General features: G+C 74.3%; 16 protein-coding genes. 4 read left to right on the forward strand and 12 right to left on the reverse strand.

What is annotated here, in order from left to right; genetic code table 11:
• Positions 1–13: 13 nt before the first annotated feature.
• The 4 genes from AB0H71_RS00130 to AB0H71_RS00145 all read right to left on the reverse strand — a co-directional run bounded on the left by AB0H71_RS00130 (position 14) and on the right by AB0H71_RS00145 (position 3,391).
• A complete protein-coding gene (locus AB0H71_RS00130) occupies positions 14–577 on the reverse strand; it encodes a type 1 glutamine amidotransferase domain-containing protein (protein ID WP_357013074.1) in 564 nt (187 codons plus the stop codon).
• An 82-nt stretch (positions 578–659) separates the two neighbouring features.
• Positions 660–1,451, reverse strand: a complete 792-nt coding sequence (locus AB0H71_RS00135; RefSeq protein WP_357013075.1) for a M50 family metallopeptidase — start codon at positions 1,449–1,451, stop codon at positions 660–662.
• A 56-nt stretch (positions 1,452–1,507) separates the two neighbouring features.
• The gene (locus AB0H71_RS00140) at positions 1,508–2,560 is read right to left on the reverse strand and encodes a Gfo/Idh/MocA family oxidoreductase (protein WP_357013077.1); all 1,053 of its coding nucleotides are present in this window, start codon (positions 2,558–2,560) and stop codon (positions 1,508–1,510) included.
• Between the two features lie 72 nt (positions 2,561–2,632).
• A complete protein-coding gene (locus tag AB0H71_RS00145) occupies positions 2,633–3,391 on the reverse strand; it encodes a siderophore-interacting protein (RefSeq protein ID WP_357013078.1) in 759 nt (252 codons plus the stop codon).
• A gap of 165 nt (positions 3,392–3,556) precedes the next feature.
• On the opposite strand from AB0H71_RS00145, the gene AB0H71_RS00150 reads away from it, so the two are divergent.
• Entirely contained in the window at positions 3,557–4,633 is a 1,077-nt protein-coding gene (locus AB0H71_RS00150) for an NAD-dependent epimerase/dehydratase family protein (RefSeq protein ID WP_357013079.1), read from the forward strand.
• Positions 4,634–4,798: 165 nt separating this feature from the next.
• Positions 4,799–5,464, forward strand: coding sequence for a YoaK family protein (locus AB0H71_RS00155; RefSeq protein ID WP_357013080.1), 666 nt, complete (start codon positions 4,799–4,801; stop codon positions 5,462–5,464).
• Here the strand turns inward: AB0H71_RS00155 and AB0H71_RS00160 are convergent.
• On the reverse strand, positions 5,461–6,909 hold the full coding sequence (locus tag AB0H71_RS00160; RefSeq protein ID WP_357013082.1) for an MDR family MFS transporter: 1,449 nt from the start codon (positions 6,907–6,909) through the stop codon (positions 5,461–5,463). The two genes, AB0H71_RS00155 and AB0H71_RS00160, sit on opposite strands and share 4 nt — an antisense overlap.
• Positions 6,910–7,087: 178 nt before the next feature.
• On the opposite strand from AB0H71_RS00160, the gene AB0H71_RS00165 reads away from it, so the two are divergent.
• Positions 7,088–7,798, forward strand: a complete 711-nt coding sequence (locus AB0H71_RS00165; RefSeq protein ID WP_357016060.1) for an oxygenase MpaB family protein — start codon at positions 7,088–7,090, stop codon at positions 7,796–7,798.
• A gap of 197 nt (positions 7,799–7,995) precedes the next feature.
• Positions 7,996–8,337, forward strand: coding sequence for an STAS domain-containing protein (locus AB0H71_RS00170; RefSeq protein ID WP_357013084.1), 342 nt, complete (start codon positions 7,996–7,998; stop codon positions 8,335–8,337).
• A gap of 186 nt (positions 8,338–8,523) precedes the next feature.
• Here the strand turns inward: AB0H71_RS00170 and AB0H71_RS00175 are convergent, their stop codons facing one another.
• The 7 genes from AB0H71_RS00175 to AB0H71_RS00205 form a co-directional block, all read right to left on the reverse strand.
• The gene (locus AB0H71_RS00175) at positions 8,524–8,967 is read right to left on the reverse strand and encodes a response regulator (protein WP_357013086.1); all 444 of its coding nucleotides are present in this window, start codon (positions 8,965–8,967) and stop codon (positions 8,524–8,526) included.
• Entirely contained in the window at positions 8,964–10,583 is a 1,620-nt protein-coding gene (locus AB0H71_RS00180; protein ID WP_357013089.1) for an ATP-binding protein, read from the reverse strand. Before AB0H71_RS00180 ends, AB0H71_RS00175 begins: the two co-directional genes overlap by 4 nt.
• Entirely contained in the window at positions 10,580–11,851 is a 1,272-nt protein-coding gene (locus AB0H71_RS00185; protein ID WP_357013091.1) for a fused response regulator/phosphatase, read from the reverse strand. Before AB0H71_RS00185 ends, AB0H71_RS00180 begins: the two co-directional genes overlap by 4 nt.
• Before the next feature lie 117 nt (positions 11,852–11,968).
• A complete protein-coding gene (locus AB0H71_RS00190; RefSeq protein WP_357013093.1) occupies positions 11,969–12,385 on the reverse strand; it encodes an anti-sigma factor in 417 nt (138 codons plus the stop codon).
• Between the two features lie 109 nt (positions 12,386–12,494).
• Positions 12,495–13,031: a hypothetical protein gene (locus AB0H71_RS00195; RefSeq protein ID WP_357013095.1), complete on the reverse strand. Its 537-nt coding sequence runs from the start codon at positions 13,029–13,031 to the stop codon at positions 12,495–12,497.
• A 303-nt stretch (positions 13,032–13,334) separates the two neighbouring features.
• Positions 13,335–14,000, reverse strand: coding sequence for a transcriptional repressor LexA (lexA, locus tag AB0H71_RS00200; protein WP_357013098.1), 666 nt, complete (start codon positions 13,998–14,000; stop codon positions 13,335–13,337).
• Positions 14,001–14,018: 18 nt separating this feature from the next.
• Positions 14,019–14,663, reverse strand: a complete 645-nt coding sequence (locus AB0H71_RS00205) for a hypothetical protein (protein ID WP_357013100.1) — start codon at positions 14,661–14,663, stop codon at positions 14,019–14,021.
• Between the last annotated feature and the right edge of the window lie 47 nt (positions 14,664–14,710).

Below are 14,710 nucleotides of genomic sequence, written 5' to 3' on the forward strand. Positions count from 1 at the left end.
CCGGTGCCCCGGGTCAGCCCGCGGCGGCCAGCTGGGAGCCGATGGCGGTCTCGAAGTCGGGCAGGTCGCCCGGGTTGCGGGAGGTGATCAGCGTCCAGCCGTCGTCGGTGGAGCGCACCACCGCCTCGTCCACCCAGGCGCCGCCGGCATTGCCGATATCGGTGCGCAGCGAGGGGTAGGAGGTGAGCGTCTTGCCGCGCACCAGCCCGGCCTCGACCAGCAGCCACGGGCCGTGGCAGATGGCCGCGATGGGCTTGCCCGCGTGCGCGAAGGCGGTGGCCAGCTCGACCGCCTTCGGCTCGGTGCGCAGCTTGTCGGCGTTCACCGTGCCGCCGGGGACGACCAGGATGTCGAAGTCGGCGGCGGAGACGTCGGCCAGCGCGGTGTCGGCGGTGGCGACCTCGTCCTTCTCGGTGTCGTGCCGGAAGGTCTGCACGTCGCCGGCTTCCGGTGCGGCGTGCACGACGGTGGCGTTCTTGCCGAGCAGCCACTGCTTGGGGTCGTGGAGTTCGTCGTGCTCCACCCCGGTCTGCGAGGTGATGATCAGGGCCCGCACGCCGTCGAGGTTCGCGGTCATGGTGGGTTCGCTCCTTCCGTGAGCCGGGTCGTGCCTTCGCGGTAGGCGTGCCGCGAGCGGGCGGGCGCAAACCCCGGCGCGGCTACGGAGCGGTGACCTCGGGGCCGGGGCAGCGGGCGTCGGAGAGGTACGGCACGCACACCCCGGTGGCATCGGCGAGCAGCATGCGCCCCCCGATGAGCAGGGCGAACATGGCGACGGCGGCGAAGATCAGCACCCAGAGGACGGCGGGCAGCCGGGTCAGCCGGGCCAGCTGGTCGGCGTCGGAATCCCGGGAGCCGTCCCGGCTGCGGGTGCGCTGCAGCTCGACCACCGGCCTGATCCCGGCGATCAGCAGGAACCAGGTGGTCAGGTAGGCGAACCCGGCCTGCAGCAGGTCGCTGCCGAACCAGGAGACGGCGAACACCGCACCGCCGGCGACGAACACCGTGAGCGCGCCGTACAGGTTGCGGATCTTGATCAGCATGGCCGCGAGCAGCACGATCGTCGTCCACAGCACCAGGGTGATCCGATCGGCGCCGAGCAGCGCCGCGAAACCCAGCCCCACCAGCGGCGGCGCCGGATACCCGGCGAACGCGGTGAGGATCATGCCGATGCCGTACGGCTTGCCGCTGGAGACCGTGAGCCCCGAGGTGTCGGAGTGCAGCGTGATGGCGCTCAGCCTGCGGCCGGAGAGCAGCGCGACCCCGGCGTGCCCGCCCTCGTGCGCGATGGTCACCGCGGCGCGGGTGACCCGCCAGACCGGCGTGTAGGCCACCAGGGCGAAGGCCACCGCGCCGGTGACGAGCACCAGCCACCACGGCGGCGGCAGCTGGGTCGAGGTCAGGTTGTCGGCGAGCGACCTGCCCCGGTCGATCAACTCGGCGGAGTCCACCGCCGCACCCTACCGGGCCGGGCCCGATCGCGGTGCCCGGCAAGCGGGTTGGCGCGCTACAGCCGCTCGACCGCGCCGGATTCGGCGGAGCGGCGGGCGGCCGCCAGGATGCGCAGGCCGGTGACGGCGTCGCGGGGGTCGACGGGGGCGGGCGCGCCGTCCAGCAGCGCGGCGGCCACACCGGTGTAGAAGGCCGGGTAGTCGCCGGGGAGGGTGGGCACCGGCTCGGCGTCGGGCTCCGCGCCGACGGTACCCCAGTGTGCGGAATCGACCGTGCCCCAGGGCTTTCCGTCGTCCGGGCGGCGGCCGTCGCGGAGCGCCGCCTCCTGCGGGTCGAGGCCGTCGACCTGGTATCCGGCGCGGTCGCCGAGAATGCGGAAGCGGGGGCCGAACCGCGGGGCCAGGGCGCTGGCCCAGAGGTGGGAGCGGGCTCCGGAGGCGTGGTGCAGGGCGACGAAGGCGTCGTCGTCGGTGCTGATGCCCGGCCGCAGCCGGTCCAGCTCGCAGTACACCGCGGTGACCGGGCCGTTCAGGACGAGCGCCTGGTCGACCAGGTGCGGGCCGAGATCGTAGAGGATGCCAGCCGCGTCGGCCGGGCCGCCGACCTCGCGCCAGCCGCCCTTCGGCGTCGGGCGCCAGCGTTCGAAGCGGCTCTCGAACCGGTGCACCCGCCCCAGCACGCCCTCCTCGACCAGGCGGCGGGCCGTGCGGAAATCGCCGTCCCAGCGCCGGTTCTGGAACACGGTGAGCAGCAGCCCGCCCGCGTCCGCGCGGGTGACGAGCTCCTCGGCCTCGGCGACGGTCACCGTGAACGGCTTGTCCACCACCACCGGGAGGCCCGCGTCGAGCGCCCGCCCGGCCAGCGGGGCGTGCGTGCGGTTGGGGGAGGCGACGACCACGAGGGCGGTACCCGCCGGGTCGGCGAAGAGCGCGCCGGGGTCGGGGAGGACGCGGACGCCGGGGTGCTCGCGGCGGGCCTGCTCGGCCCGCTCGGCCGACCCCGTCACCACGGTGCCGACGCGGAGCCGGGGGTCGGCCGCGATGAGCGGGGCGTGGAAGACCGACCCGGCCAGGCCGTAGCCGATGATCGCGACATCGAGGGCGCTCATGGGCTCGACGCTACCGCCGCGGGCGCCAGCCGCCGGGAATCCGGCACGATTCGGCCGCGACGCGCCGGGCGGTCAGGCGGTGGCCTCCTCGGACTTCTTGAGCTCCGACTTCCACTGCCGGAACCCCTCCTCGGTCCGCCCCCGGCGCCAGTACCCGGAGATCGAGGCCGCCCACTCGGCGGGCACATTCCGTTCCCGGCGCACGTAGCGCCGGATCTCGTGCATCACGGCCTGCGCCTCGCCGTGCACGAAGACCTGCACCTGCCCGTCCCGCCACTTGGCCTCGCGCACCGCCTCGGCGAGCAGCTCGCCCGGCGGCCGGGCCCCGCGATGCAGCCAGGTGAGCTCGATGCCGTCCGGCTTCTCCAGCCCCAGCTCCTCCTCCGGCCCCGCCACCTCGACGAACGCCAGTCCGACGGCGTCCGCGGGCATGGCCTCCAGCCCGGCCGCGATGGCGGGCAGCGCCGCCTCGTCCCCGGCGAGCAGGTGCCAGTCCGCGTCCGCGCGCGGCGAGTAGGCGCCGCCGGGGCCGAAGACGTCGATGGTGGTGCCCGGCTGGACCGAGGCGGCCCACGGCCCGGCGATGCCCTCGGCGCCGTGGTAGACGAAGTCGGCGGCCAGCGTGCCCGCCTCGACGTCGACGCTGCGCACCGTGTACGTGCGCTGCACCTCGGTGCCGTCCTCCTGCGGGAAGAGCAGCTTGATGTAGGAGTCGCTGTGCTCGCCGGGGCGGAACGCCGCGAAGCCGGGGCCGCCGAAGTGCACCCGGATCAGGTGCGGGGTGAGCTGTTCGGTGCGCAACACGGTGAGGGTGGTGCGGGGTCGAGCCACGGGGCTACCTCCGATATCGGCAATAAGGGTTGCCTTACTACGCTACGCCCCGAGGCCCGCGCGGAGGTTCCCGCCCTGGTGGGCAGGCGCGCCGCGGAAACCGCCGGTGTGCGGCGTGGTGGCGGGGGTAGGGCGGGGGCAGGAGAACCGACCGAGGAGGACGGAATGCGAACCGTGGTGTTCGGCGCGTCGGGCAATGTGGGCACCGCGGTGCTCGCCGCACTGCTCGCGGATCCCGCCGTCGACAAGATCAGGGCGGTGGCCCGGCGGATCCCGGCCGAGCCCACGCCCGGCGTGGAGTGGGTGCGCGCCGACATCCGCACCGACGACCTGGCCCCGATCTGCGCGGGCGCGGACGCCGTGGTGCACCTGGCCTGGATGATGCAGCCCATGCACGCCCCGCTGGACACCTGGCGCGGCAATGTCACCGGCACCGAGCGGGTGCTGCGCGCGGTCGCCGCCGCCGCGGTGCCCACGCTGATCTACACCTCCTCGGTCGGCGCCTACTCGCCCCGCGCCGACCTGCGCCCGGTGGCCGAGAGCTGGCCCACCGACGGCAGGCCGACCGCCGCCTACACCAGGGAGAAGGCGTACGTGGAGCGGCTGCTCGACACCTTCGAGTGGGAGCACCCCGGCTGCCGGATCGTCCGGCTGCGCCCAGCCTTCGTGTTCCAGCGGGCGGCCGCCGCCGAGCAGCGCAGGCTCTTCCTCGGGCCGTTCTTCCCGAACCGGTTGCTGCGCACCGGGGCCGTTCCGCTGCTGCCGCTGCCCGCCGGCCTCACCATGCAGGCGGTGCACGCCACCGATGTCGCCGCCGCCGCGCGCGCCGCGCTCACCCGCGAGGTGGGCGGGCCGTTCAACCTGGCCGCCGAGCCGGTGCTGGACCGCGCCCGGCTCGCCCGGGTCTTCGGCGCCAGGCCGATCACCGTGCCGGACCGGGTCTTCCACGGTGCCGTCGCCGCGGCCTGGGGGCTCCGGCTCGCCCCCGCCGCCCCCGAGCTCTTCGCCGCCTTCCTCCGGCTGCCGGTGCTGGACAGCGGGCGGGCCGCCGCCGAGCTGCGCTGGCGGCCGCGGTACACCGCGGTCGAGGCGCTGCGCGAGCTGCTCGACGGGTTGCGCGACGGTGCCGGTGGGCCGACGCCCGCGCTGGCCACCGATGCGGGCGGGCGCTTCCGCTGGCGCGAACTGCGCTCCGGGATCGGGGGGTACGACCCGGTCGACCGGGAGCCGGTCGCGGGCTGAACCGCGCGCGAGTCGCGCCCCTACCCGCGCGGGCCACACTGTCGGCGCGGAGGGCTGATGCTCCGCGCCGCGTGGCCCGGTTCACGCGGCGCGAACCCTCGCGGCCCGCATCTTCGGCTCCGTGCGACGATCCTCCGCGCCGACCGAACCGCGAGAGAGGACACCGTGACCCGACCGCACCTCCCGGACACGGCACTCGCCCTCACCGCGGTCCTCACCTTCGTGACCGGCGTCGTCGACGCCGTCGGCTACCTCGGCCTGGACCGCGTCTTCACCGGCAATATGACCGGCAATATCGTCATCCTCGCCCTGGGGCTGGCCGGGGCCGACGGGCTCCCGGTGCTCGGCCCGCTGGTCGCGCTGGTGGCCTTCGGCGCGGGCGCCTTCGCCGCCGGGTTCGCGCTGCGCGAGCCGCCGGAGCGGTGGAACTCGCGGATCACCGCGCTGCTCGGCACCGGCGCGGCGATCCTGGCCGCGCTCACCGTCGCGCTGGTGCTGGTGAGCGCGCTCGACACCCCCGCCGTGCAGGTGCCGGTGGCGGCGGCGACCGCGGCGGTGATGGGGCAGCAGGCCATGGTGGCGCGGGCCCTCGCGGTGCGCGAGATGACCACCGTCGTCGTCACCTCCACGCTTACCGCGCTGGCCGGTGAGTCGCTGGTGCGCGGCGGCGCGGCGGCGGTCTGGAATCGCCGCCTCGGCGCCATCGCCGCCATCTTCCTCGGCGCCATGACCGGCGCCGTCCTGCTCCGCCTGCACCTCGCCGTGCCCATGGGGTTGGCCGCCGCCCTCACCGCCGGCGTCGCCGTCGCCGGCCACCGCGTCCTGCGCTAGCTCTCCGCCGCGCCGCGCGGCGTTCCCTCCGGGGGCGGCTCCACCACCAGCGCGCAGGCCGCGATCATCGCCACCGCCGCCACCACGACGGCGATGAACACCAGGTGCGTTCCCGCCGCGAGGTCGGCGGGGCGCGGCGGGTCGATGTCGCCGACCCTGGCATTCACCAGCGCGCCGAAGATCGCGACGCCGACCGCGCTGCCGATCGAGCGGGTGAACATGACGGTCGAGGTCACCACCCCGCGCTCACCCCACGGCGCGTGCGACTGCGCCGCGATGAGCGTCGGCGTGGAGACCATGCCGAGCCCGGCGCCGATCAGGAAGCAGGAGAGCGCCACCTGCCACAGCGGCGACGCCGCCGAGATCAGCAGCGTCGACCCGGCGCCCGCGGTGCAGAGCAGGCTGCCCAGCAGCGCGGTCCGGCGGAAGCCGATGCGCAGGTAGAACCGCCCCGCCTGGGACGCCGTGACCGGCCACCCCAGGGTCAGCACCCCGACGGTGAGCCCGGCGGCCAGCGCGCTCGCCCCGAGCACACCCTGGGCGAAGGTCGGCACGAACGACGTCACGCCCAGCAGCACCGCCCCCACCAGCAGCGAGACCGCGGCGGCGGCCAGCACCGGACGCCGGGTGAAGAGCCCGAGCGGCAGGATCGGATCCCGCGCCCGCCGCTCCGCCGGCACGAAGAGCAGCAGCGCCAGCCCGCCCCCGGCGAAGACACCGAGCCCGGCCGGGGAGCTCCAGGCCCAGCTGGTGCCGCCCTCCAGCAGCCCGAGGATGAGCGCGCCCGCGCCGAGGGTGAGCAGCGCCGCGCCGAGCACGTCGATCGGGCCGCGCTCGCGGGTTCGCCGTTCGTGGAAGTGCCGCACCAGCATCCACGCGGCGACCGCGGAGAGCGGCAGGTTCACCAGGAAGATCCAGCGCCAGTCCAGGTAGTCGGCGAAGAGCCCGCCGAGCAGCGGCCCGAGCACCGAGGAGGCGGCCCACACGCTGGCCATGTACCCCTGCACGGTGGCCCGCTCGCGCAGCGTGTAGAGATCGCTCGCCATGGTCATGGTCATCGGCATGATGGCGCCCGCGCCGATCCCCTGCACCGCGCGGAAGACGATGAGCCAGGTCATCCCGGTGGCCAGCCCGCAGAGCAGTGAGCCGAGCGCGAAGATCGCGATCCCGCCGAGCAGCACCGGCCTGCGCCCCACCGCGTCGGCCAGCTTGCCGTAGAGCGGCACCGTCACCGCCTGCGCGAGCAGGTACACCGAGAACAGCCAGGGGAAGCGGTCGAAGCCGCCGACGCTCGCGGTGATCGCGGGCACCGCGGTGGCCAGGATGGTGGAGTCCAGCGCGATCAGCCCGGAGGCCAGCATCATGGCGGCCAGGATCGGCCCGCGCTCGGAGCGGAACCCGACCCCGCCCGCCGGGGTCGTGGACACGGGGGCGTCGGTGGACACGGCAGCGCTCCTCGGAATCGTTCGAATCGCTATCGAATTTATCGGGCCGGATACGGCGCGCGCACGCGGGTTTCCGCCGATCATCCGCTGATAGAGTGAGAGGCAATCTGTCTCATCTAGTCGGAGGTGCCGCATCGACCCGTCCCGGCTCCGCGGCATCGCCCCCGATGCCGATTCACTGCTCGGCCGCTACCTCGGCGACCGCCGCTTCGCGCTGGCGCTGCCGCGCGCGGTCGGGCTGCAGATCCTGCACCCCTCGGTGGCCGCCGCCATCGTCGCGCACGCCCCCAGCTCGCTCTGGCACCACAAGAAGCGGGTGGTCTCGCACCTGGTGCACCTGGCCTACACCCCGCGCGATCCGCACCCGGCCATCCGCTACGGCCACGAGCTGGTGCACGGCGTGGACAGCGGGGGCCGCCGCTACCACGGCCTCACCCCCGAGCTGTTCTTCTTCCAGCACGCCACCTACGTGGACACCCTGGTCACCGCCATCGAGACCTTCGCCCGCCCGCTCCGCGGGGCCGAGAAGGAGGAGCTCTACGCCGACTGCCGCCGCTGGTACCTGCGCTACGGCATCTCCGCGCGGCCCATGCCGGACACCTGGGCGGGCTTCACCGCGTACCTGGACCGGGTCTGCGCCACCGAGCTCGCGGTCACCCCGGACAGCGCCCTGCTCACCCCCGCGCTGCTGCGCCCGGACGCCTGGTGGCCGCGCACCCTGCCGGGCCCGGCGCTGCGCACCCTGCTGCACCCGCGCACCAGGGAACTGCTCGACGTGCCGCTGCGGCCGGGGGATCGCGCGGCGAGCGCCGCACACGCCGCCGCGGTGCGTACGGTTGCCGCCGGGCTCACCCCGCGGGCCAGGCTGATCCCCGCCGCGCGCCGGTAGCGACAGCGGCGGGCACCGAAACGGCCCGTCCACGTCGGTGTGTCGGATCGGCGCGCGCCGATGGGGTAGTTTGGCCGCTGAAGGCCACCCGGTGTCCAGCCACGGGCACGTGGGCAGCCTCGACATTGGCGGAGGTTGTTGATGATGATCCCGGACACTGACGGAGCGGTCGCCCGGTGAGCGCTGAGGACAGGGCGTTGGACGTCCGTACCGAGACGGTCGGGTCGACCGTCGTGCTGACGGCGGCGGGTGAGATCGACATGGCGTCGGCGCCCGACCTGCAGTCGGCGGTGGAGGAGGCGTTGCGGGCGGAGCCGCCCGTACTGGTGGTGGATCTGTCCGGCGTCGGGTTCTTCGGCTCCGCCGGGCTCAGCGTGCTGCTCGTGGCCGCCGAGGCCGCGCCGGAGCGCTCGCTACGGGTGGTCGCGTCCGAGCCGGTGCGCAGGCCGATCGAGATCACCGGGCTGGACCGGGTGCTCCAGGTCTTCGCGACCAGGGACGACGCGCTCGCGTCGGAGGAGGTTCGCCCGTCCGAGTGACGGGTCGCGCGCCGGGAGCTCCATAGTCCCGGCGCGAGCACGTCCCCCGCGGGGAACAGTAGTGCGGCACCCGGGCCGCCGGGTGCTGTCACGCGGTGCGGGTACCCGCCAGCCGGCTACCCCATTCACGGCGCACGCCGCGTGCGGCTACCGGGGCACCCGGGGCGGAGCCCCGGGAAAAAACCCCTACCTCTGCCGCGGCAGCCGAACCACCTGCACGAAGAAATCATCGATCTGCTTGATCGCCGCGACGAACTGATCCAGATCGACCGGCTTCGTCACGTAGGCATTGGCGTGCAGTTTGTAACTGCGCAGAATGTCCTCCTCCGCCGCGGAGGTGGTGAGCACCACGACGGGAATCGACGCCAGATCGGGATCGGACTTGATCCGCTCCAGCACCTGCCGCCCGTCGTACTTCGGCAGGTTCAGATCGAGCAGGATCAGATCCGGCCGCGGCGCCTCCCCCCACGGCCCCTGCCGGTAGAGGAACTCCAGCGCCTCCTCGCCGTCGTGCGCGACGTAGAGGTTGTTGCCGATCTTGTTGTCCTCGAAGGCTTCCCGGGTCATGAGCTCGTCGCCGGGGTCGTCCTCCACCAGCAGGATGTCGATGGGCTGGCCGGAACTCGTCACGAGGGCTCCTCGGTGTCGGTGGTCTCGTCGGCCCCGGTCCCGATGGACGATTCGAGGTCGGCCGTGCGTGGAAGAGTGAAGCAGAAGCGCGCGCCGCCGGTGTACTCGGTGTCGATCCAGATCCGGCCGCCGTGGAACTCCACGATCTTCTTGCAGATCGCCAGCCCGATGCCGGTGCCCGAGTACTCCTCCCGGTTGTGCAGCCGCTGGAAGATGACGAAGACCTTCTCCGCGAACTCCGGCGCGATGCCGATGCCGTTGTCGGTCACCTGGAACCGGTGCTCGGCGCCGTCCTCGGTGACCGCCACCTCGATCACCGGCGCACGGCCCGGCGCCGCGAACTTCACCGCGTTGCCGATCAGGTTCTGCCACAGCATGGTGAGCAGCGTGCGGTCGCCGACGATCTCCGGCAGCCGCTCCGGCCGCCGCAGCTCGGTGCCGGTCTCCTCGACGATGGAGGCCAGGTTGGTCAGCGCCTTGTCCAGGGTGTCGTCCAGCGGGATCGGCTCGGCGGCGTCGGTGAGCCTGCCGACCCGGGAGAAGGTGAGCAGGTCGTTGATCAGCACCTGCATCCGCTTGGCACCGTCGACGGCGAAGTCGATGTACTGCTTGCCCCGGTCGTCGAGCTGATCGCCGTACCGCTTCTCCAGCAGCTGACAGAACGACGCCACCTTGCGCAGCGGCTCCTGCAGGTCGTGCGAGGCCACGTAGGCGAACTGCTCCAGCTCCTGGTTCGACCGCCGCAGCTCCACCGTCTGCGCGTCCAGATCCGCGGCCTGCTCGACCAGCTTGGCCTCCTGCGCCCGCGAGGACTGCAACTCCGCCACGATCCGGCGCCGCATGTCCTCCACCGCCTCGGCCACCGTCCGCAGATCCGACGGGCCACGCGCCTCGATGTGGTGGTCGAACTCGCCCCCGGCGACCTGCAGCGAGGCCCGCTCCAGCTCGGCCAGCGGCGCCGCCACCAGCCGGCGCACGATCACCGTGAGCAGCACCGCGGCCAGCACGAAGATCCCGACCACCCCGCCGAGCACGGCGTTCCTGATGTCCCTGGTCCGGGCGAGGTCCTGGCGGTCCCGCACCAGCGCCGCGGCGAAACCCGCGTTCTGCGTGGTGAACTCGGCGCGCAGCTGGTCGAAGAGGTCCTTGCTGCGCTCCACGCCCGCGTCCGCGACCTCCCTGGCCGCCGCGGGGCTGGTGGCATCGGTGACCGGGTCCGCGTAGGCCGCGCGCCACTCGTCGGCCAGCCGCTCGACGGTGTCCAGGCCGGCCATGAGCGCGGGGTCGTCGCCGACGAGCGCGCGGATCCGGGCGGCGGCGCGCTCCTCCTCCTGCCTGCCGATGGTGTAGGGCTGCAGGAACTGCGGATCGGCGGCGATGGCGAAGCCGCGCACCCCGGTCTCCTGGTTGATCAGCGCGCCCTGCAGCAGGTAGGCCTCGGCGGCGGCGGGCTGGACCCGGTCGAGCAGCCGGTCGGTGCTGTTGTTGGTGTCGGCGATCACCTGGGCGCCCGCGGCGCCGCCGAGCAGCACGATCAGCACCATGGCCCCGAGCACCAGCTGGAACCAGGTCTGGACGGTGTACCGGCCGGAGACGCCGTTCGCGGCGCCGCTCATGCGCCGGCTTCCGGCCGCGCCCAGCGCAGGTACATGACCGCGACGTCGTCGGCGAGGCCGCCGTGCTCGTCGGCCATCGCCTCGACCTTGGCGATCAGCGCGTCGATGAAGACATTCGGATCGATCCGCGGCACCGAGGCGACCAGCTCGTAGAGCCCGTCCTCGCCGAGCCGCTGGTTGCCGGGGCCGATGTGGCCCTCGTAGAGGCCGTCGGTGAAGAGCACCAGCCCGGTGTCCTCGCTCATGGGGTACTGGTGGCTTGGCCAGACCGCGCGGCCGGGCAGCAGCCCGAGCGCGGGGCCGCCCGCCACCTCCACCCAGTCGGTGCCGGAGTCGGTGCGGGCCAGCATGCCGGGGTGCCCGGCGCGGATCACCCGCGCCACCCGCTTGCGCGGATCCAGCACCAGCGTGGTCAGGGTGGCGAAGGTGTGGTTGCCCGCGCGCTCGGCCAGCAGCACCTCCTCCAGCAACTCCAGCTGCCTGGAGCCGCTGATCCCGCTGAGCACGAGGGTGCGCCAGGCCAGCCGGAGCGCGACGCCGATCGCGGCCTCGTCCGGGCCGTGCCCGGCGACATCGCCGATCAGCGCGTGCACGGTGCCGTCGGCGTCCTGCACCACGTCGTAGAAGTCGCCGCCGAGCAGCGCGTAGGCGCGGCCGGGGCGGTACCGGGTGTAGATGTCGGCGACCCGCTCGCCGCGCAGCAGCGGGGTGGGCAGCAGCCCGCGCTCCAGCCGGGAGTTCTCCTGCGCCTGCATCTGGCTCGCGCGCAGCGCGACGGCGGCGGCCTCGGTCTGCTTGCGCTGGATGGCGTAGCGCACCGCGCGGCCGAACAGCTCCGGCTCCACCCGGCCCTTGACCAGGTAGTCCTGCGCGCCCGCGGCGACCGCGGCGAGCCCGGTCTGCTCCTCGTCCAGGCCGGTGAGCACCACGATGGCGACCCGGTCGGTGAAGCCGCGGATCCGGGCCACCGCCTCCATGCCGCTGGCGTCGGGCAGGTGCAGGTCGAGCAGTACGCAGTCCGGGCGGTGCCGCTCCAGGTGCTCGCCCGCCTCGGCCATGGTGCGCACCCAGGTCATCCGGAGGCCGGGCGCGCCGTCCGCGACCAGCTCCTCGACCAGCAGCGCGTCCGCCCGGTCGTCCTCGACCAGCAGCACGGCGGGCCCGGTGCGATCCTGGAAGTCGGTGGCGGAGTGCGCGAGTCCCGCCGCGACGCGTTCGGCCTCCGCGCGTGCGGCGTCGCCCGCCGACTCCCGCTGCCCGGAAAGCATGCGCCTCGCCTCCTCGCTCGTCCCGCGGGACCGATGGGCTCACCGGTGCCGCCGCGCAACTGTGCCACATCCGGCGGGCCCTCGCGCACGCGGATCGGCGGCGTGGCGCACCCGGTCTCACTCCGGGCGGCTCCAGCAGAGGTCGACCACGGTCGGGTGGCCGCCAGCGGCGCCGTCGAACGCCGCGCGGAAGGCGGCGGCGCTGTGCGTCAGCGACGGGGTGGCAGCGCCGACGGCGTGCCGCGGGATGGGGCCGGCCCTGGTCACCGCCTGGAGCCGGACCAGCACGGTTCCGGCGCGGCCGGTGAGCCTGCCGTCCACGGCGCTGCCCGGAACGGTGCGGGTCAGCAATGCCTCGGCGATCCGGTACAGCGCGTCCCGCACCTCCCCGGACTCGCGCGCCTCGAACCCGGCCGCCACCGCCGTCGCGACCGCAAGCGCGCGCAGGGTGGGCAGCCGCTCCACCGCCGCCGGGATCCGCACCGTCACAACGGTGTCCTCCGGCGCGGCGAGGTCGGGCTCGGGCACCGTCACCACGGGTCCGCCCCCGCCCGCGCCGCGCCGGGAGACCCGCTCCGCAACGCGCGCGGCGCGCCCGTCCGGGAGGGACAGGCGCGCCGCGCGGGCAGCGACGGGACTTCGCTCACGGGGTGGAGAACCCGATGAGCGCCCCGATCCCGGCCCCGATCGGCACCGTGACCAGCGCCCCGACCCCGCCGAGGAAGAAGCCGATCACCGCGCCGATCCCGGCCCCGATGATCGCGCCGACCCCGGCGTTGTACTGCTTGCGCGCGGTCGTCTCGTCCTGCACCGGCCGCACCTCGCCGGTCGCGGAGACCGGGGTGAGGGTGAGCGTGCGCCCGGCGTCGGCGACCACCGGCCGCAGCTCGACCGCGCCGCCCGCGGTCTGCACGGTGAGCGGGAGCGCGGCCACGACGGTGCCCGCCGCGTCGCTGAGCGTGACGGCCCCGCCGGTGACGGCGAAGGCGCCGGCGGCCACGGTGGTGACCAGCCTGCCGTCGGCGGCGGGCGCGGTGCTGAAGGCGATGCCCTGCTCGCTGCCCTGCACCGCGACGGCGGGATCGGCGGCCGGGGCGGGCGCGGCCTGCACCACCCCGGCGGCGGCCGCGGTGGCGGCGGCGGCGAGCACGGCGGTGGCGGCGATTCGATCGACTCTCATGATTCCCCACTGTCTCTCGGCAACGGCGGCCGAGTTCGATACGGCCGCGCGGCACCCGAGCGGGAGATCCGGCCACGCCGAGCGCGGCGCACGCGCCCGCGGTGCGGCCGGTGGTTCTCGACCGGCCCGCCGGCGCGGGATCGAACTCGGCGCGCGGCCGGTGCGTCCCCTGCGTGCCGGAGTGCCACGGGGGCACTCGGCCCGCTCATTCTCGCGTGAGCTGCGATGCGGGGCAATCGTTTCGGCGAACTCGGGCGGGAAACGCCGCACGCGCGGCCGGATTCACGGCGCGCCTTAAGGGGCTCAGACCCGGCGCAGCACCGAGACGACCTTGCCGAGCACCGCCGCCTCGTCGCCGTCCAGCACGGGGTAGGCGGGGTTGCGCGGCTCCAGGTAGACGTGGCCGCCGCGGCGGCGCAGCACCTTCACGGTGGCCTCGCCGTCCAGTAGCGCGGCCACGATCTCGCCGGAGTGCGCGTCCGGCTGGCGCCGCACCACCACGGTGTCGCCGTCGCAGATGGCGGCCTCGACCATGGAGTCGCCGCGCACCCGGAGCGCGAAGACCTCCCCGCGCCCGACCAGCTCGAGCGGCAGGTCGAGCACCTCGTCCAGCTGCTCCTCGGCGGTGATCGGGGTGCCCGCGGCGATCTCGCCGAGCAGCGGCACCGGCACGGAGCCGGGGGAGCCGGCGCGCTGGCCGTCGGTGGCGAGGAAGAGCCGGACGTCGATGGGCCGGGTGGCGGCGGGGCCGCGGCGCAGGAAGCCGCGCTCCTCCAGGTCGCGCAGGTGCCGGGAGACGGTGGAGGTGGAGCGCAGCCCGACCGCGTCGCCGATCTGCCTGGTGGAGGGCGAATACCCGTGCGCGACGGCCCAATCCCGGATGGCGGCGAGGATCTGCCGCTGCCGGGGCGGCAGCACCGAGGTGTCGGGGAGGTCGAGGTCGAGGGCGGGCTGGCGGAAGCGGGTCACCGGGGAATACTAGAGCCCTCAGGCGAGCCGGCTGACCGGCCAGTCCGCGGGCAGGTCGCGCAGCCCGGCGATCATCCGGAACGCGGTGAGCAGCGCCTGGATCCCGTCCACCCCGGAGGCGACGGCGGGGCGATGTTCACTGATGTGGAACCAGCAGAGCGCGTACCGCCCGTCCTCGGACGGGTACGGGCGGCCGATGATGATGGAGTACGGGCCGTCCGCGCCGTGCAGGGTGCGCGCGGCGACCAGCGACTGCGGGGTGTGCTCCGGGTCGGCCGGGCGCTGGGTGGAGCCGGTGGCCGGGGCCGGGAAGGCGAGGTCGGCCGGGTCGAGCAGCTCGAAGCGGGCGCCGCGGCTATTGGCGGCGGCCAGGTCGTCGGCGACGCCGAGCAGCGCGCGGTAGAGCGCGGCCAGCGAGTCGGTGCCCGCGGCCCAGCGCTCGCCGAGCCCCGCGATGCGGAACCCGCACACCACCCCCTGCGTCTCGGCGGCGACCTGCGGTGCCCCGATGTCGATGGAGACCGGTCGCGCACCGTCGGCCACGGTCCGCGACGCGATCACGTCGCGGATGCGCCGCCACTGGTGCCCGCCGGTGTGGTGGCCGGACCCGCCCACCGCGGGCGGCGCCGTGTCCTCCCTTTCCCGGGTCTCTATCGGTCTCATGTCTCTTCGAGTACCCGATCGGTCCGTTTTCTTAACCTGGCCGCACC

This window comes from Nocardia sp. NPDC050697, from assembly GCF_040654395.1.
Lineage (GTDB): Bacteria > Actinomycetota > Actinomycetes > Mycobacteriales > Mycobacteriaceae > Nocardia.